Raw genomic sequence first — 17,786 nt, forward strand, 5'->3', positions numbered from 1 at the left:
TCCAGGGCAGAGAACGCGGTCAGGGTCGCCCGAAGGTCGCGATCGAGTCGACCTTGAGCTCGAAGAGCACCCGGCGCTCGTCGAAGGAGGGGTCCCGCAGGGAGTACTCGTCTCCGCCGGTGTACTTGTGGAAGATCCGGTTGAGCTGCTCGGTCACCCGCTTGCCCTCGGCCGCGTCGTCCTCGGAGACCTCCCGCGTGACGGTCGTCTTGATGCTCAGCCAGTGGTAGGCGTTCTCGGGGTTCATCAGCAGGAACGTCGCCTCCGGGTGCTGGCGCAGCCACTCGGCCTTCTTGCGATGGGTCGCGAGGTTGAGGAGCACGGTGTCGCCCTCGTAGTCGAACCACACCGGGGTCAGGTTGGCGCGTCCCGACGGGCTGATCACCGCGACGACGGCGGTGACCGGCTCGTCCAGGAGCTGCTTGTAGATGGGGTCCAGGCTCTCGAGCGACTGGACCGCCTCGTGGTCTCCGACGGTGAACTGCCCGGGCTGCGTGCCCTCGGCGACGTCCAGGAACTTCGCGACCTTGATCGACATGAGTTGCTCCTGTTCCCTGACGGGGAGTGTTGACAGTTGTCAGATGGTAGTGACAGCAGTCACAATCCGTCCACAGTCAATTCGCCGCACTCGGACGGAAAGGCTCGGATCAGGAGTGTCAAGTGTCATCACTTCGGAGAGTGGTCGCGTGCGCGCCGAGAAGGACGTCACCCTGCTGGAGGCCGTCCGCGCCGCCCTCTTCGATGCCATGGAGGACAACGACCGGGTGGTGCTCCTCGGGCAGGACGTCGGCCGCCTGGGCGGAGTGTTCCGGGCCACCGAGGGCCTGCACGCGCAGTTCCCGGGCCGGGTCTTCGACACACCGCTCGCCGAGGGCGCGATCGTCGGCTCCTCGATCGGGCTCGCGATCGGCGGACTCGTCCCCGTGGCCGAGATCCAGTTCCTCGGCTTCCTCCACCAGGCCTTCCACCAGGTCACCCAGCAGCTGGCCCGCTACCGGTTCCGGACCCGGGGCCGGTTCCACCTGCCGGTCACCATCCGCGCGCCGTACGGCGGCGGACTGCGGATGCCGGAGTTCCACCCGGACTCCCTCGAGTCGCAGCTGGCGAACGTCCCCGGGCTGAAGGTCGTCACGCCGGCCTTCGCCGAGGACGCCTACAGCCTGCTCCGCGCAGCGATCCGCGATCCGGACCCGGTGCTCTTCTTGGAGCCACAACGTCTGTACCGGTCCGTGCGCGGTCGGGTCCCGCACGATGGCGCGGCTGACGGGGACTTCGGCGCCCGGATGCGTCGTGATGGGGACGACCTGCTGCTGGTGAGCTGGGGGCCGTCGGTCCACGCCTGCCTGGCCGCCGCGGACGAGCTCGAGGAACGCCACGCCGTCCGGTCCGCGGTCCTCGACCTGCGCTGGCTCAGTCCGCTGGACCACGCCCGCCTCCATCAGGAGGCTGCGGTCCGCAGACGCGTCGTCGTGGTCCACGAAGGAGTGCGCACCGCCGGACTCGGGGCCGAGGTCGTCGCGAGCCTGCAGGAGTCGCTCTGCGACACCATCTCGCTCCCGATCCTGCGGGTCACCGCCCCGGACACGCCGTACCCACCGGGGCGGCTCGAGGACGCGTTCCTCCCCTCGCAGGACAAGATCGTCGAGGCGGCGCTGAAAGTGATGGACCGACCATGACGCACGTGAAGCACGTGACGCGCGACTGGGCGGCCGAGTGGGCCACCGGCGGCGGCGAGCCGCTCCGGTTCCTGGGGCCCGACGGCGGGCTGGTCCAACCGGACCTCCCTCGACCGCCCGACGACCTGGTGCGTGAGGCACTGCGACTCATGCTCCTGTCCCGCGCACTCGACGAGAAGTGCACGAACCTGCACCGACAGGGCCGGCTGGGGTTGTACGCCCCGGTGCAGGGACAGGAAGCGGCCGTCGTGGGCTCGCACCTCGCGATCGACCCCGCGGTGGACTGGCTCGTTCCGGCCTCCCGGGAGCAGCCGGCGATGCTGCGCCACGGGTGGGCGCTCGACCGGATGCTGGCATCCTTCCTCGGCCGCATCGATGCAGCGCGCATCCCGGACCACGTGCGGATGCTGCCCCGCCAACAGTCGATCGCGGCCCAGCTCCCCCACGCGGTCGGCATCGCCTGGGCCACGTCGATCCGGGGGCTGGACGGCGTGACCCTGGCCTACTGCGGCGACGGAGCGACCTCCGAAGGCGACTTCCACGAGGCCTGCAACCTCGCGGGGGTGATGGGCGTCCCCTTGGTGCTGGTCGTGATCAACAACCAGTACGCCATCTCGACACCCGTCTCGCGGCAGACGCGCGCCACCCGCCTCGCCGACCGGGCCCGCGGCTACGGCTTCCCGGGCGTGGCCGTCGACGGGGACGACCTGTTCGCGATGTACGAGGTCACCCGCCAGGCCGTGGAGCGCGCCCGCGCCGGTCAGGGGCCGACGATGATCGAGGCCGTCACCTACCGCATGAGCTTCCACAACACCTCGGACAACCCCTCTCTCTACCGCGACCCGAGCGAGGTGGCGACGGCCGGCCAGAACGACCCCGTAGCGCGACTGGTGGCCTACGCCACCGGTGCCGGCGTCATGAGGCCGGACGCGATCGAGGCGGTCGAGGCCGAGGTCCGGGCCGAGGTGGAGGCGGCACTCGACCGGGCCCTCTCCCACCCGGCACCGGGGCCCGAGGAGATCTTCCGTCACGTCTTCGCGGACTGACACGACAGCGACCTCTGGGCCTGGCCGGGTGCCCGGGCCCAGAGGGCCTGGAGGGGCAGGCCGGGACAGCCCCGACAGGTCGTTCCCGGCCGGTGGCGCCCATCCCTGCAGCAGATCCGTCCTGCCTAGCCGCCGAGCGCTCCTACCCGTCCAGCACGCGCAGTTCGCTGGCCAGGTCGTTCGCGAGCGCCGCTGGGCGTTCATGCTTCAACTAGGAAGTCCGGAACACCCAGCCGAACCGGACGAAAGACGAACGGCGCTCCCAGCACGGTCGTGCAACGCCCTTCGTGGGCGCTTCGGTCGGGCGAGGACCGTTGGAGGGCCGGCGGTCCCGGTGCCCGGGGGCCAGAGCCACTGGCTTGGTGAGGAGCCCGAACCACATCGGAGGCAGGAAGCAGCATGGTGATGTCCCAGGACGACTTCCCCGCCTCGGTCCCCCCGATCGATCCAGCCGCGCTCCAGACGCTGATGTGTAGCGCGGGGCTCGCCGTGGCGGTCATGGACGGGTCCGGCCGATTGTCGATGCTCAGTCCGGGCCTGGAGCAGCTGCTGCAGCGACCGTTCGCGGCCGTGCCGGCCGAGTCGGTGGCGGAGGTGTTCCATCTCTACAGCGAGGGCGGCGCCCTTCTCCTTCAACCTCATGAAGTGCCGATCGTGCGGGCCTCGCGCGGGGAGGTCGTCGATGACGTCATCGTCACCGTGAGAGCTCCGGGACAGCCGGTCCGTCACCTTCGCGTCAACGCCACGCCGATCGTGGACCTCAACGGCGAGCGGCAGGGCGCGTGGGCCGTCATGACAGACGTCACCAGCCTGGTGGCCGCCGCCCGCGGGGAGCTGAACCGGTCCCTGGCCGAGACCGTGAACCACAACCTCCGGACACCACTCACCACGGTCCTGGGGCACGCCGAGTTGCTGCTGGACCAACAAGACGACTTCCCCCCTGAAGCCGCCGGTTCGCTCCACACGCTGTGGCGGGCGGTCCAGCGCCTCCATGAGGTGGTGACGTCGATCTCTGAATGGATCGACCTCGCCCACACCTCTGAGAGCGAGGGAAGGCGAGCCGACCTCACTGAATCTGGATCGAGACGGGCGCCCGTGATCGCGCCACCTGCTCCATCGACACTGCGTCCACTCATGCCGCTGACCGGCGATGCCGGTGTCGGTCCACCTGACTGCGACACTGCTCGAGCACCCTCGGTGGAACCGATGGAACCATCACCTCACGGTCCTGCCCGGTTCCCTGCCGGACCTGGTCGCCCCGCATCGCTGCCCAAGCCACCGGGACACCACCAACGACCACCCCCACCACCCTCGATCCACAGAGAATGACGGTTCGCCATCGGCCGTATCGCCGGTACGCCTGTGCCGCTACCACCACTCCCCCGACGCGATTCGCGGGCGCGTTCTCAAGGAAGGCTGCACACTGACGACGTCGGAGCAGGACCAGGCCCGGGTCGCCGAGCTCGGCAAGTACCAGGTGATCGAGCAGCCGCCCCGCAGCGACCTGGTTGCCGTGGTCGAGGTGGCAGCGCAGATGGCCGGTACGCCGATGGCGGCGATCAACCTGTTCACCGACATCGAGGAACACCCGGTCGTGACACACGGCTACGCCGCCGGGGTCCGTGCCCGGGAGAACTCGATGTGCAACGTCCTGCTGGACCTCGAGCACCCGGTGGTCGTGCCCGACGCCAGCAAGGACGAGCGTTTCAAGAACAGTCCCAACGTCGACGGCACCGCCGGTTCCGTCCGGTTCTACGCCTCCCATCCCCTCATCACCCCGCAGGGGGTCACGATCGGGGCGTTGTGCGTCTTCGATACGAAGCCGCGCACCATGAGCGGCGAGCAGGCGCATGCCCTGGGGGCATTGGCTGAGCGGGCGGTCGACCTGCTCGAACTGGAGTTGCGCACCCGCGAGCTCAGCGGCACGGTGGCAGAACTCGAGTCGGCTCAGGCGGAGCTCCGCCGCTCCAACGAGCGGCTGACCGCCTTCGCAGGCCAGGTGAGCCATGACCTGCGCAATCCGTTGACGGCGGTGACGATGGCGCTGCGGATGATCGATGATGCAGTCGGGAGCGAGGGGCTCACCGGCGACGCCCTCGACGACATCGGGTGGTTGGTCACGCGCGCGATCGGCGGCGCGAACAGGATGGAGCGCCTGATCGACGACCTGCTGACCTTCGCGCGTCTGGGCGGTGAACTCGTCCGGGTCCCGGTCGATCTCTCTGCGGTGGCCGCTGCGGTGGTCGAAGACCTGGCGGTTGCGTTGCTCGGCGCCACCGTCGAGGTGCGTGACCTCCCCACGGTCACCGGTGACCCCGTGCAGCTGGGGGCCGTGGTGCAGAACCTGATGGCGAACGCGGCCAAGTTCACCCGGCCCGGGGAGAAGGCGAACGTGCTGGTCGCCGCCTCCCGGATCGCCGGAGGTTGGCGGGTCGAGATCTCCGATCGTGGGCCGGGGATCGCGGAGGCAGATCGTGAGCGGGTCTTCGAGCCGCTGGCACGAGTCGATGACGACGTCGAGGGTTCGGGGATCGGCCTGACGACGTGTCGGCGCATCGTGGAGGCGCATGGGGGTCAGATCGGTGTGACGTCTTCTCCGTGGGGTGGCACGACGGCGTGGTTCGAACTGCCGGACTGACGGGTGAGGGTTGGTGGCACGGTCTGAGGCTGACGCCGACCAGGTCGACGATCCGTTCGTGCGCAGCCGCCCACGGGTTGCACCCGCCGCCGGCCTGGATCAGCACATACGGTCGGCTACGCCGACGCGACGAGGCTGGCGACCGCGCGCTCGTCGCGCTCCCGCCGCCAGGCCAGGAGGGCGACCCGCGCGGTGACGGCGATCGCCAGCAGGATCAGGACGGCGTCGATCCAGCCCGGGAGCCCGCCGAGTGCGGCGACGATCGTGACCACGTTGACCACGATCACCAGGGCGCCGACCATGGTGCCCATCGGCGCGTGCGGCAGGCGACCCGCCAGCCGCGCCGCGATCGGGGCCATGATGACGCCACCGAACATCAGGCCGATCACGGGCAGCCACGGGATGCCGTGCTGGGCGGCCCCGGTGAGGAAGCCGGACGAGACGGAGACCGCGACCAGGAACTCGGCGGCGTTGACCGTGCCGACGACCTTGCGCGGCTCGTGGCGGGTGACGGTCATCAGGCTGGGGGTCACGACAGGACCCCATCCGCCGCCACCCGTGGCGTCGACGAAGCCGCCGAGCAGGCCGATCGGTGCGAGCCAGCGCGCGGTGTGGCCGTTCCTCGGCGTCGGGATCAGCCTGATGCCGAGGCCGAACCGGGCGAAGATCACCAGGCCGAAGAAGATCAGCAGTCCCGACATCCCCGCCTTCGCCGAGGCGAGACTGATGTTGGTGAGGACGACTGCTCCCAGGAAGCCCCCCACCACGCCGGGCAGGGCGACGCGAAGCAGCACCGCCTTGTCGACGTTGCCCTCACGCCAGTGCGACAGTCCGCTGATGAGCGTCGTGGGCAGCTTGGCCGCGTGCGTCGCAGCGCTGGCGGTGACCGGGGCGACCCCCATGAACAGCAGCACCGTGGCCGAGGTGACGCCGAACCCCATACCCAGGGTGCCGTCGACGAGCTGGGCAACCCCACCCGCCAGGGCGAAGGCCAGGACGATCCACATGAGTACTCATCTCGTACGATTCAACAGTCGCGCTAGTCTACAAGGATAGGTGAATTACCAACCAATCGACGCAGCCACCTCCGTGCCTTGCTCACCCGGTCGGCCAGAGCTCGAGACCACGCAGGAGTCCCCTCCCGCGGGGCGTCGCCGACGCCCGCAGACAGAGCACGAAAGCCGCGCCGACGGGTGTCGGAGCGGCTCTCGTTCAAGAGGGCTGGCTCTCGGTGGGGCGACCCACCGGGACCGGCAATTCTGCGAAGAATTCGCGATCAATCTGCGAAGACCTCGTCGTGGAGCTGGCGGGAATCGAACCCGCGTCCTCGAGCGTCGAACCAGGTCTTCTCCGGGTGCAGTCTGCATTGACGCTTTTCTCGGCCCCGGGGCTCGCACAGACACGTCCCCGACAGGCTCAGTCAGGAAAAAGTCCCGCTCACCCCTCCTGACAGGAGATGAGCAGCAAGTCTCCTAGATGACACACGGACCCGGGACGGAGACGGATGCCCGGACGTGCGCTTCGATCACTGCTCAGGCAGCGAGAGCGAAGGAACTGCGATTGGTGTTGGCAGTTATAGGTTTCCAGCGATCGTTTACGAGATGACGCTGGCTTCTCGACCCGCTTCCCCTGGAACTAACGTCCCAAGTCGAAACCGATCAGCCCCTCTTGAGTTGTGAGTCCAGTCTACGGGTCGGTGGTGCTGGGACCTAAGTGGTTCCGAGACGGTTGCTGCGCAACCTCCTCAACCACCGATGCCGAAGAGTCGGGCTCCGTTGTTCCAACACACGTCGCGCAGCCAGTGTTCCCCGAGGTCGAGGCGGGCGAGGCTCTCGAGCTGGTGGGCGTAGGGGTAGGGGATGGTCGGGAAGTCGGTGCCGAGCAGCACCTTGTGCTGGAGGTCGACCAGCCGCGGCAGCAGCTCGACCGGGTAGGGCTGCGGCCAGAAGTCGGTGAAGACCATCGTGGTGTCGAGGCAGACCCGCTCGTGGGTCTCGGCCAGCTCGAGGAACTCGACGAGATCGGGTGCGCCCATGTGGGCGATCACCGCGGCCAGCCGGGGGTAGCGCGCCAGGACCCGGGCCATGGGTGCCGGGCCGGTGAAGTCGTTGCCGACCGGGGCCCCGCCGGCGTGGATCACGATGGGTGTGCCGGCGTCCTCGAGCATGCCCCAGACCGGGTCGAGGAGCGGGTCGTCGAGGTGGAACTCCCCCACCTGCACGTGCACCTTGAAGATCTCGACGCCGCCGGCGACCAGGCCCTCGACGTACGCAGCCGCCTCGGGCTCGGGGTAGAAGGTCGCCGACCAGAGGGACTCGGGGACGTCGCGCTTGAAGTCGGCCGCCCAGTCGTTGAGGAACGTTGCAACCCCGGGCTTGTGGGCGTAGGGCAGGGTCGGGAAGCGGCGCACGCCCATCGCCCGGAGCAGCTCGACCCGCTCCTCGATCGACTGGCGGTAGCGGATCGGCCACTCCCGCCCGATCTTCGGCCCGGCGGCGTCGAAGACGGCGTACACCGCGCGCTGGATCGACGGCGGCAGGAAGTGGGTGTGCACGTCGAAGAGCCCCGGGAGGCCGAGCGACTCCCAGAACCGGCGTACGTCGGGAACGTCGGCGTGAGGGTCGGTCAATCCATGCCCTTGGCCCGGCGGCCGATGGCCTGCTCGGTCTCACGGGTGGCCTGCCGCTCGGCCAGCGCGTGGCGCTTGTCCCACGACTTCTTGCCCTTGGCGAGCGCGATCTCGACCTTGGCCCGGCCGTCGAGGAAGTAGATCGCGAGCGGGATGACGGTGAGGCCCTTCTCGTTGACCCGGCGCTCGATCTTGTCGATCTCGGTCCGGTTGAGCAGCAGCTTGCGCTTGCGGCGGGCGGAGTGGTTGGTCCAGGTGCCCTGGGTGTACTCCGGGATGTGCACGCCGTGCAGCCACGCCTCGTGGCCCTCGATGTCGACGAACCCGTCGACCAGGGAGGCCCGACCCTGGCGCAGCGACTTCACCTCGGTGCCCATCAGCACCATGCCCGCCTCGAAGGTGTCCTCGATGAGGTAGTCGTGCCGCGCCTTCTTGTTCTGCGCGATCAGCTTGCGCCCCGTCTCCTTGGCCATCCCACCATTCTCTCAGGAGCCACAACCGCAATGCCGAGTCGGCGCCAGTTTCCCGCACCAGCCCGGCGAGTCGGCGCCAGTTTCCCGCACCAGCCCAGCGAGTCGGCGCCAGTTTCCCGCACCAGCCCGGCGAGTCGGCGCCAGTTTCCCGCACCAGCCCAGCGAGTCGGCGAGAGTTTCCGGAAACTGGCGCCGACTCGGGGAGTCCTCCATGGAAACTGGCGCCGACTCGGCGGGTCCTCCAAGGAAACTGGCGCCGGCTCGGCGGGTCCTCCAAGGAAACTGGCGCCGGCTCGGCGGGTCCTCCAAGGAAACTGGCGCCGACTCGGGGAGTCCTCCAAGGAAACTGGCGCCGGCTCGGCTCAGAGCCAGTTCATCGGGTCCACGGCGGTGCCGTTGACGAGGATCGTGAAGTGGAGGTGGCAGCCGGTCGACCAGCCGGTCGAGCCGACGTAGCCGACGACCTCGCCCTGCTGGACGCGGTCGCCGACGCCGACGCGGTAGCCGCTGGCGTGGTTGTAGACGGCGGTGACGTTCTTGCCGTTGATCTGGCCGAGGCTGAGGTAGAGCCGGTTGCCGTAGACGTCGGACCAGTACTGCGCGATCACGGTCCCGCCGGCGATGGCCCGCATGCCCTCGCCGCAGGCGACCCCGAAGTCGGTGCCGTCGTGCAGGCCCCAGTAGTGGTAGATCGGGTGCATCCGGTAGCCGAACGGCGAGGTGACCGGTCCGGTGACCGGCGGGATGAAGAGCCCGTTCGTGGAGCCGGTGTAGCCGCCCTTGGCGCGCCGCGCGGCGGCCAGGATGAGCTGCTTGATGTGGTTCTCCCGGCGCTTGGCCTCCTGCAGGTCGCGGAGGTCCTGCCGGCGCGCCTGGGTGGCGTCCGCCCGGGCGTCGCGCCGGGTCCCGACCAGCGTGAGCACGGCGTTCTTGGCATCGCGCGCATCGCTGTGGAGCTGCTCCATGGTGACCAGGTGCTCGGCCGCAGCCTCGCGCTGCACCTCGACATCGTCGCGGGCGGACTCGACCTCGTTCTCGCGGACCTGGAGGAGGACCTCGGCGGCGTGCAGGTCGTCGTACGCGCGGGCCTCACGACCCACGACGACGTCGCTGAACTCCGACTGCCGGGTGAGGTCGGCGGTGTCCTGGGACTCCAGGAGGGTGGCGAAGGCGAGCAGCTGCGGGTCGCCCTGCTCGTAGATGTCGGTGACGGTGTCGGTGAGCCGGAGCCGCTGGTCGGCGAGCGCCGACTGGCCCTGCTCGAGGTCCGACTGGGCAGTGTCGAGCTTCGCCTCGGCGGCCTGGAGCTGGGCCTGCATCTCCTGGTCGCGGAGCTCGGCGGCCTCCAGCTTCGCGGTCGCCACGGTGTACGCCGCGCGGGCGTCCGACAGCTCGCGGACCGCCTTCTCGAGAGCGGCCTGGGTGGCGCGCAGCCGCGAGCTCGACTCGTCGAGGTCGTGCTGGGCGTGCTTGATCTGCGACTGGGCCTGCTTCTGCTGGTGCCTCAGGTCCTTGCCGTCGCTGGCAAACGCCTGGGGTAGCGCCAGCGCACCGACCACCAGCGAACTCACGGCACAGGCCGTGAGCAGGCGGCGGCGTGCGGTACGGGGGAAGATACGCACCGGTATGCCTTCACGTGTTCGGGGAAGTGAACCCGTCGACGGTAACCCGCGCCGATCAGACTTTGAGGTATTTGCGCGTCAACACGAGTGTCGGAAGCAGCGTCAGCAGCGGACCGAGGATCGCGACGACGATCGCGGCGACCCAGAACTCCTGCAGCCCGATCCACGGGATGAACCCCACGAGGTCCTCCAGCTGCCCGTGCACGCCGAACCACATGAACGCGCCGAGCGCCCCGACGGCAACCGCCACCGACACCGCGGCGGTGACCACCGCCTCCATCAGGAACGGCAGCGCGATGTAGAGGGTCGAGGCACCGACCAGCCGCATGATGCCGATCTCCCGGCGCCGCGCAAAGGCCGCGAGCCGGATGGTGTTGGCGACCAGCAGCAGGGCCGCCAGGACGAGGAACGCCGCGATGCCGAGCGCCCCCTTCTGCATGACGTCGAGGCCCTGGATGACCGGGCCGACGATCTTGCGCTGGTCGCGCACGCTGGAGACGCCGTCGAGACCGATGATCGCGCTCTCGATCCCTTCGTACTCGTCGGGGTCCTTGAGCGTGATCCAGTACGACTCGGGCATGTCGTCGGCGGTCGCCGCCGGGTTGGGCCCCTCGAACTTGTCGGCACCCAGGAGGTCCTTGATCTTCTCGAAGGCCTCCTCCTTCGACTCGTAGCGGTAGTCGTCGACCTCGCGGTTGTTCTTCATCTCCTCGACGATGCGGTCCTTCTGCGACTGGGTGACCTCCGTCGTACAACTCGGGTTGTCGTCGCGGGCCTTGCAGAGGAACGCCGTGATCTGCAGCTCGGAGCCCCACTGCTGCGCGGCCTTGTCGGCCTGCTGGTGCAGCAGCACGCCGAGTCCGACGAGGGTCAGGGAGACGAAGAGGGTCAGGATCACCGCGAGGTGCATCGACAGGTTGCGACGCAGGCCCTGGCCGAGCTCGGAGAAGACGTAACGCAGCTGCATGAAGGGTGAGGCTCTTTTCGATCGGGTCGGGTGGGCCGGCTCAGTGCTGGAAGCCGTAGATGCCCTGTGCCTGGTCGCGGACGACGCGGCCGTCGTCGAGCTCGATGACGCGCTTGCGCATCTGGTCGACGATGCCGGCGTCGTGGGTCGCCATCAGCACCGTGGTGCCGGTGCGGTTGATCCGGTCGAGCAGCTTCATGATCCCGACCGACGTGGTCGGGTCGAGGTTGCCGGTGGGCTCGTCGGCGATCAGGATCATCGGCCGGTTGACGAAGGCCCGGGCGATCGCGACGCGCTGCTGCTCGCCGCCGGACAGCTCGTCGGGCATCCGGTCGCCCTTGCCCTCCAGGCCCACGAGCTCGAGGGTCTCGGGGACGACCCGGTTGATCTCGGAGCGGGAGCGGCCGATCACCTGGAGCGCGAAGGCGACGTTCTCGCTGACGGTCTTGTTGGGCAGCAGGCGGAAGTCCTGGAAGACGGTGCCGATCTGGCGTCGCATCCGCGGCACCTTCCAGCTGGCGAGCCGGTTGACCTCCTTGCCCGCGACGTAGACCCGCCCGGACGTGGAGCGGTACTCCCGCAGCACCAGGCGCAGGAACGTCGACTTGCCGGAGCCCGAGGTGCCGACGAGGAAGACGAACTCGCCCTTCTCGATGTCGACCGACACCTGGTCGAGGGCGGCCCTCGACTGGCCGGGGTAGGTCTTGACGACCTTTTCGAAGCGGATCACCCGATCGAGGGTAGACGGTGGCCCCAGCTGCTCCACGGATCCGGCACCGTATGTTGGAGCACATGCTCCTGCGTGCCATGGCCGCCGTGCTCGCGACCCTGGCCGCCGCGGCCGCGCTCACCGGCTGCGACGACCAGGAGCAGCCGGAGGAGCCGACACCGTCGGCCGTCAGCACCCCCTTGACGGACTTCTCCACCGACGACATCACGATCACCCGGGCCGACTTCTGCTCCCGGGTGGCGCCGAACGCCGTCGAGGAGGCGCTCGGCGGCACCGCGGAGTCGTCGGAGACCTATGCGAACGGCGACCGGGCGCGGGTCGCGGCCGGCGTCCACGACGTCGCCCACGAGTACGGCTGCACCTGGAAGGCCGCGGACGGCACGGTCGCCCGGGCCTGGGTCTTCGCTCCCCCGGTCACCGTCGAGCAGGCCGGCGCGCTCCGGAAGGCCGCCACCGGCAAGGGGTGCCGGCCCCTCCGGGGCGCGCCCGCGTACGGCGACCCGTCGGTGGCGGTGCGCTGCGGCTCGGAGACGTCGTTCCACGGGCTCTTCGGCGACGCCTGGCTGTCGTGCTCGGTCGAGGCGGCCGGGGGCGACCGCACGGCGCTGCTCGACCGGACCGGCCGGTGGTGCGTGACGGTCGCCCAGGCCGCCGCGGCCTGATCGCTACGCGGGTGTCGTGTCCCGCGCCGCGTGGGTGACCGGGCAGCCCCGCACGCCCGGGACCGGGAAGGTGCCGAGCTGCTCCACGTCGTAGCCGTCGGGGTAGCTGCGGATCCAGGAGATGTCCTCGACCTGCTTGGGCCTGCGGCGCGCCGGGAAGGCGCGCAGGGCCACGCCGCGGGCCTTGAGGGCGGCCCGGCTCGCCCGCTGCACGGCCACGGGCGGGGCGTCGTACCGGAACGCGTCGCGCAGCGGCTGGTCCATGAGGGCCTGGGCGAAGAGGCCGGCCGGGCGGCGGACCGGTCGGGCGTAGAACGTCTTCATCAGCGCCAGGGTCGAGTCGGCGACGCGCCGGGCGCCCGCGTCGAACGCGAAGTGCTCGGCCTCGTAGGAGTCCATCAGCTCCTCGAAGCCCGCGTAGGTCTCCGGGACGTCCTTGATGTTCATGTGCCGGCCGAGCGCCCGGTAGTAGTGCACCGACGCCTCGACCTCGTGGGCCGTCATCGGGCGCTTGCCGTAGTCGTCGAGCCAGCGCTTGGGCACGACGACGAAGGTGCTCAGCACGTAGCGGAACTCGTGGTCGGGGATGTCGTAGGCGCGGTGCATCGCGTTGATCCGGCGGATCGCGGCCTTCGACTCCGGGTGGTCGAAGCCGAGCCGGGTCGGGGGCTCGAGCAGCAGCGCGGTGTCGTCGTACCGCCGCTGGACGTCGCCGGTGAACTCCCCCGTCGCATCGAGCAGCCGGCCGATGCCGGGCACGGCGTAGGTGCGGAAGAGCGCGAAGCTGAGCGCCTGGTTCATGTCCCAGGGGAACTCGTGCATCACGACGTTGCGGTAGATCTCGACGAAGTCGGTCACCGGGTCGAGGGCGTCGTTCCGGACCTTCCAGTGGTCACGCTTCATGTCGCCAAACTAGAGCAGACCCGCCCACCGAGTCGCCATCTCGGTGGTCGAGCAGCGAGCGCCGGCGAGCGCATCGACCTGGCTGCTGCGTCCTGGCCCTCGCGAGCTCGGACCAGGGCAGCTCAGTTCTCGGCGGCCTTCTCGGCACCCCGGCGCCAGCGGATGCCGGCCTCGAGGAACCCGTCGAGGTCGCCGTCGAAGACCGCGGACGGGTTGCCCTGCTCGTAGCCGGTCCGCAGGTCCTTGACGATCTGGTAGGGGTTCAGCACGTAGTTGCGCATCTGGTCGCCCCACGACGCCTGGACGTCGCCGCGCATCTCGTCGAGATGCGCCTTCTCCTCGGCCTTCTTCAAGGCGAGCAGCTTGGCCTTGAGGACGACCATCGCGCTGGCCTTGTTCTGCAGCTGCGACTTCTCGTTCTGGCAGCTGACGACGGTGCCGGTCGGGATGTGCGTGAGGCGGACGGCGGAGTCGGTGGTGTTGACCGACTGGCCGCCCGGGCCGCCGGAGCGGTAGACGTCGACGCGGATGTCCTCGTCGGGGACGTCGATCTCGTCGGTCTGCTCGAGCACCGGCACGACCTCGACCGCGGCGAAGCTCGTCTGGCGGCGGCCCTGGTTGTCGAAGGGGCTGATCCGCACCAGTCGGTGGGTGCCAGCCTCGACGGACAGCGTGCCGTAGGCGTACGGCGCGTGGATGGCGAAGGTGGCCGACTTGAGACCGGCCTCCTCGGCGTACGACGTCTCGTAGACCTCGACGGGGTAGTTGTGCTGCTCGGCCCAGCGCGTGTACATCCGCATCAGGGTCTCCGCGAAGTCGGCCGCGTCGACGCCACCGGCGCCGGCACGGATCGAGACCAGCGCCTCGCGGGCGTCGTACTCGCCGTTGAGGAGGGTGCGGACCTCGAGGGCCTCGACGGACTTGTGCAGCCGCTTCAGCTCGGCGTCGGCGTCGGCCATCGCGTCGGCGTCGCCCTCCTCCTGCGCCATCTCGACCATGATCGCCAGGTCGTCGATGCGCCCCCCGAGCGCCGAGACGCGGTCGAGCTCACCCTGGAGCGCGGACAGCCGCCCGGTCACCCGGGTCGCGCTCTCCACGTTGTCCCACAGGTCCGGCGCGGCGACCTGCTCACTGAGGTCGGCGATCTCCCGGCGCATCGCGTCGACGTCGAGCACCTGCTCGATGGTGTGCATCGTCGCCTGGAGCTGCTTGATCTGTGCATCGATGTCTGGGCCTGCCACAAGGCTCAAGGTTACGGGGCGACGCCCGAGGCGGCCTACTCGGCGGCCGCGGCAGGGAGCGGAAGCTCCGCCCAGACGCGCTTGCCGCCGGTGTCGGCCGCCTCCATCCCCCACGACGCGGCGAGCGCGCCGACCAGGTGGAGACCGCGGCCGTGCTCATCGGTCTCGGTCAACGGCTGCGGCTCGGGCGTGCCGGTGCCGTCGTCGTCGACCTCGATCCGCAGCGCCGCCTCGGTGGCGGCGATGCGGACGCGATACGACGAGTGCGCGTGGGTGAGGGCGTTGGCCGCCAGCTCGCTGACGACGAGCAGCGCGTCGTCGACCGGCTCGATGATGCCCCAGTCGGCCAGCTTCTGCTTCACGAAGCGCCGGGCGTCGCTCACGCTGCTCAGGTCGTGGGGCAGGTCGATGACGGCCTCGTTGTCGGCGATCCGGCCGACGGACTCGAGCAGGTCGACGAGGTAGCCCAGGTCGGCGTCCTTGAGGACGAAGCCCGCCGCGTTGTCGGCGATCCAGGCCCGATCGACGGTCTCGAGGCCCGAGAACACCACGACCTTGGACGCCGGGGACCGCTCGCGCACGCGGCTGAGGACCTCCTGCCCCGCGATGTCGGGCAGGCCGAGGTCCAGTACGACGACGTCGGGACGCAGCTGTTCGGCGAGACGGACGGCTTCTGCACCGTCCGCAGCCTCTCCCACGACCTCGAAACCGCCCCGAAAGCGCAACGACGTGCGGACCAACCGGCGTACCTCGACGACGTCGTCCACCAGGAGGACGCGGATCGGCACGGGGTGAGCCTAGGCGGTCCGAGGCCGCAGGGACATGCCAGGGACCGCGCGTCGGCACCAGTTCATACGGCCGGGTCGGTCGCGGCGAGCGGCAGGCTGATCACGAACGCCCCGTCGTGGCCGTCGGCCGACGGCGACCGGTAGGTCGCATCGCCCTCGTGCGAGCGCGCGAGCTGGCGCACGATGTAGAGCCCGAGACCGGTGCCACCCGGCCCGCGGCCGGTCGCGAACCGGTCGAAGAGACGGGCCCGCATCTCGTCGGGCACACCCGGGCCCGAGTCCTCGACGCCGATCTCGACGACGGACCCGACCGCGCGCGCCGAGACGCGGATCGGCGACACGCCGTGGCGCAGCGCGTTGGCGATCAGGTTGTCGACCGCCTGGGCGAGCCGGTCGACGTCGCCCACGACGACCAGTCCGGGCTCGGCGTCGATGACGATCTCCGCGTCGGGTCGGGTACGTCGCGCCGTCGCGACCGCCGTCGCGACCAGGGTGGCGACGTCGACGGGGCCGAGCTCGAGCTCGAGGGCGCTGGCCTGCAGACGGGACGCCGTGAGCAGGTCGGCCAGCAGCCGGCGCAGCCGGACCGCGCTGGCACTCATCCCCTCGAGCAGCTCGCGCCGCTCGTCGTCCTCGAGATCGGCCCAGTGGGCGACGAGCGTGTCCGCCGTACCCCCGAGGACGCCGACCGGGGTGCGCAGCTCGTGGGCGGTGACGGCGAGGAAGTGGGCCTGGTCCTCCGCAGCCTGGGCGAGCTGGGCGTTGGCCTCGGCGAGCGCGGTCGCCGCCCGCTCACGCTCCTCGAGCATCGCGCGGCGCTCGGAGGTGTCGCGGGTGACCTTGGCGAAGCCGACGTGGCGACCCCGGGCGTCGTGGACCGCGGTGATGACCACGTTGGCCCAGAACCGGGACCCGTCCTTGCGGACGCGCCACCCCTCCTCCTCGTACCTGCCCTCGCTCAGCGCGATCTCGATCTCGTGCTCGGGGTGGCGGGCGGCCTGGACCTCGGGCGGGTAGAAGACGCGGAAGTGCTGGCCGATGATCTCGTCGGCGGTGTAGCCCTTGCAGCGCTGCGCGCCGGCGTTCCAGCTGGTGATCCGGCCGTCGGGGTCGAGCATGAAGATCGCGTAGTCGCCGACGGTCTCGACCAGGAGCCGGAACCGCTCCTCGCTCTGCTGCAGCGCTTCCTCCTGCTCACGGCGGGCCGTGATGTCGCGGGTGATCTTCGCGAAGCCGAGGTGCCGCCCGTCCTGGTCGTGCACCGCGGAGATGAGCACGTTGGCCCAGAACCGGGAGCCGTCCTTGCGGACCCGCCAGCCCTCCTCCTCGTAGTGCCCGTCGCGCAGCGCCAGCTCGAGCTCGCGCTCGGGGTGTCCCGACTCCTGCACCTCGCGGGGGTAGAAGGTCCGGAAGTGGCGCCCGATGATGTCGTCGGCGGTGTAGCCCTTGATCCGCTGGGCGCCGGCGTTCCAGCTCTCGATCGTGCCGAGCGGCGAGAGCATGAAGATCGCGTAGTCCTCGACGTTCTCGACCAGCAGCCGGAAGCGGACCTCGCTGCGCCGCAGCATCTCCTCGGCGCCGCGCTGGCCGCTGACGTCCTGCACCTGGAGGAAGAGGTAGAGCGGGCGGTCGCGGCTGTCGAGGACGGGGGCGAGCGTCGCCAGCACCCGGCGCGCGGAGCCGGCCTCGCTCACGTCGTGCTCGAACTGCACGACCCGGGTGCCGGCGTCCAGGATGTCGCCGAGGGCCTGGGTGACCAGGTCGCCGCGGCCTGCGGTGAAGTCGGCGTACGCCGCACCCACCAGGCGGTCGACCGGGCGCTCCAGGAGGTCGGCGAGCGCGCCGTTGGCACGCACGATCCGGCCGGCGAGCGTCACCGTCGCCATGCCGATCGCCGCGTCCTCGAAGACCTCGCCGAAGCGCTCGAGGTGCTCGCGCAGGACGGTCCGGTCGGCCTCGTCCTCCGACGACCCCTCCGGCGTCGGCGCGGGCGCGGCAACGACCTCCGCCCGCCCGGCGAGCACCGCGAGCAGGTCGTCGGCCAGCGTGTCGAGCGCGGTGGACTTCTCGAAGAACGCCGCGGCGCCGAGCTCGCGGGCCCGGTCGGCGAGACCCTGCTCCTGGAAGCCGCTGTACATCACCACGCAGGTCCCGGGCGCCGTCTCGAGGACGCGGGGCAGCGCCTCGAGCCCGTCCATGCCCGGCATCGAGACGTCGAGGAGGAGCATCGCGGGCCGGTGCCGTCGTACGGCCTCGATCGCCTCGGCGCCGTCTGCGCCCTCACCGACGACGTCGAGCTTGCGCGACAGCCGCAGGCGGGTGCGCACCAGCGTGCGCACTTCGGCCGCGTCGTCGACGACCACGATCGTCGGCAGGCCTGACTCCCGAGCATCTCCCCCAGCCACGCCCGG

Annotated in this window: 16 protein-coding genes and 1 other RNA gene; 5 read left to right on the top strand and 12 right to left on the bottom strand. The window is 70.1% G+C overall.

Annotated elements, in window-relative coordinates:
- Window positions 1-19 precede the first annotated feature (19 nt).
- Complete coding sequence (locus PD653B2_RS11705) at window positions 20-538, bottom strand: pyridoxamine 5'-phosphate oxidase family protein (RefSeq protein WP_085872560.1); 519 nt, start codon at window positions 536-538, stop codon at window positions 20-22.
- 148 nt (window positions 539-686) lie between these two features.
- Between PD653B2_RS11705 and PD653B2_RS11710 the strand changes: the two genes are divergently transcribed.
- The 4 genes from PD653B2_RS11710 to PD653B2_RS11725 all read left to right on the top strand — a co-directional run bounded on the left by PD653B2_RS11710 (window position 687) and on the right by PD653B2_RS11725 (window position 5,360).
- Entirely contained in the window at window positions 687-1,676 is a 990-nt protein-coding gene (locus tag PD653B2_RS11710; RefSeq protein ID WP_242665252.1) for an alpha-ketoacid dehydrogenase subunit beta, read from the top strand.
- 5 nt (window positions 1,677-1,681) lie between these two features.
- Window positions 1,682-2,722 carry a thiamine pyrophosphate-dependent enzyme gene (locus tag PD653B2_RS11715; RefSeq protein WP_165763440.1) on the top strand — a complete coding sequence of 347 codons (1,041 nt, stop codon included), beginning with the start codon at window positions 1,682-1,684 and terminating at the stop codon, window positions 2,720-2,722.
- A 399-nt stretch (window positions 2,723-3,121) separates the two neighbouring features.
- On the top strand, window positions 3,122-4,051 hold the full coding sequence (locus PD653B2_RS11720; RefSeq protein WP_085872562.1) for a histidine kinase dimerization/phospho-acceptor domain-containing protein: 930 nt from the start codon (window positions 3,122-3,124) through the stop codon (window positions 4,049-4,051).
- A 148-nt stretch (window positions 4,052-4,199) separates the two neighbouring features.
- Window positions 4,200-5,360 (top strand): GAF domain-containing sensor histidine kinase, encoded by a 1,161-nt coding sequence (locus PD653B2_RS11725; protein ID WP_165763441.1) that lies wholly within the window; start codon window positions 4,200-4,202, stop codon window positions 5,358-5,360.
- A 116-nt stretch (window positions 5,361-5,476) separates the two neighbouring features.
- Here the strand turns inward: PD653B2_RS11725 and PD653B2_RS11730 are convergent, their stop codons facing one another.
- The 7 genes from PD653B2_RS11730 to ftsE form a co-directional block, all read right to left on the bottom strand.
- Window positions 5,477-6,367 carry a sulfite exporter TauE/SafE family protein gene (locus PD653B2_RS11730; protein WP_085872564.1) on the bottom strand — a complete coding sequence of 297 codons (891 nt, stop codon included), beginning with the start codon at window positions 6,365-6,367 and terminating at the stop codon, window positions 5,477-5,479.
- A 288-nt stretch (window positions 6,368-6,655) separates the two neighbouring features.
- Window positions 6,656-7,026, bottom strand: a transfer-messenger RNA (tmRNA) gene (gene ssrA / locus PD653B2_RS11735).
- Between the two features lie 78 nt (window positions 7,027-7,104).
- Window positions 7,105-7,989, bottom strand: coding sequence for an amidohydrolase family protein (locus tag PD653B2_RS11740; RefSeq protein WP_085872565.1), 885 nt, complete (start codon window positions 7,987-7,989; stop codon window positions 7,105-7,107).
- Window positions 7,986-8,462 carry an SsrA-binding protein SmpB gene (gene smpB, locus PD653B2_RS11745; protein ID WP_085872566.1) on the bottom strand — a complete coding sequence of 159 codons (477 nt, stop codon included), beginning with the start codon at window positions 8,460-8,462 and terminating at the stop codon, window positions 7,986-7,988. The genes PD653B2_RS11740 and smpB overlap by 4 nt, the downstream gene beginning before the upstream one ends.
- A gap of 362 nt (window positions 8,463-8,824) precedes the next feature.
- Window positions 8,825-10,033, bottom strand: a complete 1,209-nt coding sequence (locus PD653B2_RS11750) for a M23 family metallopeptidase (protein WP_133059101.1) — start codon at window positions 10,031-10,033, stop codon at window positions 8,825-8,827.
- A 106-nt stretch (window positions 10,034-10,139) separates the two neighbouring features.
- A complete protein-coding gene (ftsX, locus tag PD653B2_RS11755; protein ID WP_085872568.1) occupies window positions 10,140-11,051 on the bottom strand; it encodes a permease-like cell division protein FtsX in 912 nt (303 codons plus the stop codon).
- A 40-nt stretch (window positions 11,052-11,091) separates the two neighbouring features.
- Complete coding sequence (gene ftsE, locus PD653B2_RS11760; RefSeq protein ID WP_085872569.1) at window positions 11,092-11,781, bottom strand: cell division ATP-binding protein FtsE; 690 nt, start codon at window positions 11,779-11,781, stop codon at window positions 11,092-11,094.
- Window positions 11,782-11,843: 62 nt separating this feature from the next.
- Here ftsE and PD653B2_RS24615 point away from each other — a divergent pair, with 62 nt between their 5' ends.
- Window positions 11,844-12,443 carry a hypothetical protein gene (locus PD653B2_RS24615; RefSeq protein WP_133059100.1) on the top strand — a complete coding sequence of 200 codons (600 nt, stop codon included), beginning with the start codon at window positions 11,844-11,846 and terminating at the stop codon, window positions 12,441-12,443.
- Between the two features lie 3 nt (window positions 12,444-12,446).
- Here the strand turns inward: PD653B2_RS24615 and PD653B2_RS11770 are convergent, their stop codons facing one another.
- The 4 genes from PD653B2_RS11770 to PD653B2_RS11785 all read right to left on the bottom strand — a co-directional run bounded on the left by PD653B2_RS11770 (window position 12,447) and on the right by PD653B2_RS11785 (window position 17,780).
- Window positions 12,447-13,346: an oxygenase MpaB family protein gene (locus tag PD653B2_RS11770; protein WP_085872571.1), complete on the bottom strand. Its 900-nt coding sequence runs from the start codon at window positions 13,344-13,346 to the stop codon at window positions 12,447-12,449.
- A 122-nt stretch (window positions 13,347-13,468) separates the two neighbouring features.
- Window positions 13,469-14,587, bottom strand: coding sequence for a peptide chain release factor 2 (gene prfB / locus PD653B2_RS11775; protein ID WP_085872572.1), 1,119 nt, complete (start codon window positions 14,585-14,587; stop codon window positions 13,469-13,471).
- A 35-nt stretch (window positions 14,588-14,622) separates the two neighbouring features.
- Window positions 14,623-15,375, bottom strand: coding sequence for a response regulator (locus PD653B2_RS11780; protein WP_089503950.1), 753 nt, complete (start codon window positions 15,373-15,375; stop codon window positions 14,623-14,625).
- Window positions 15,376-15,437: 62 nt separating this feature from the next.
- Window positions 15,438-17,780 carry a PAS domain S-box protein gene (locus PD653B2_RS11785; protein WP_085872573.1) on the bottom strand — a complete coding sequence of 781 codons (2,343 nt, stop codon included), beginning with the start codon at window positions 17,778-17,780 and terminating at the stop codon, window positions 15,438-15,440.
- Window positions 17,781-17,786: the final 6 nt, after the last annotated feature.

This window comes from Nocardioides sp. PD653-B2, assembly GCF_002117935.1.
In the GTDB taxonomy this organism is placed as follows: Bacteria; Actinomycetota; Actinomycetes; order Propionibacteriales; family Nocardioidaceae; genus Nocardioides.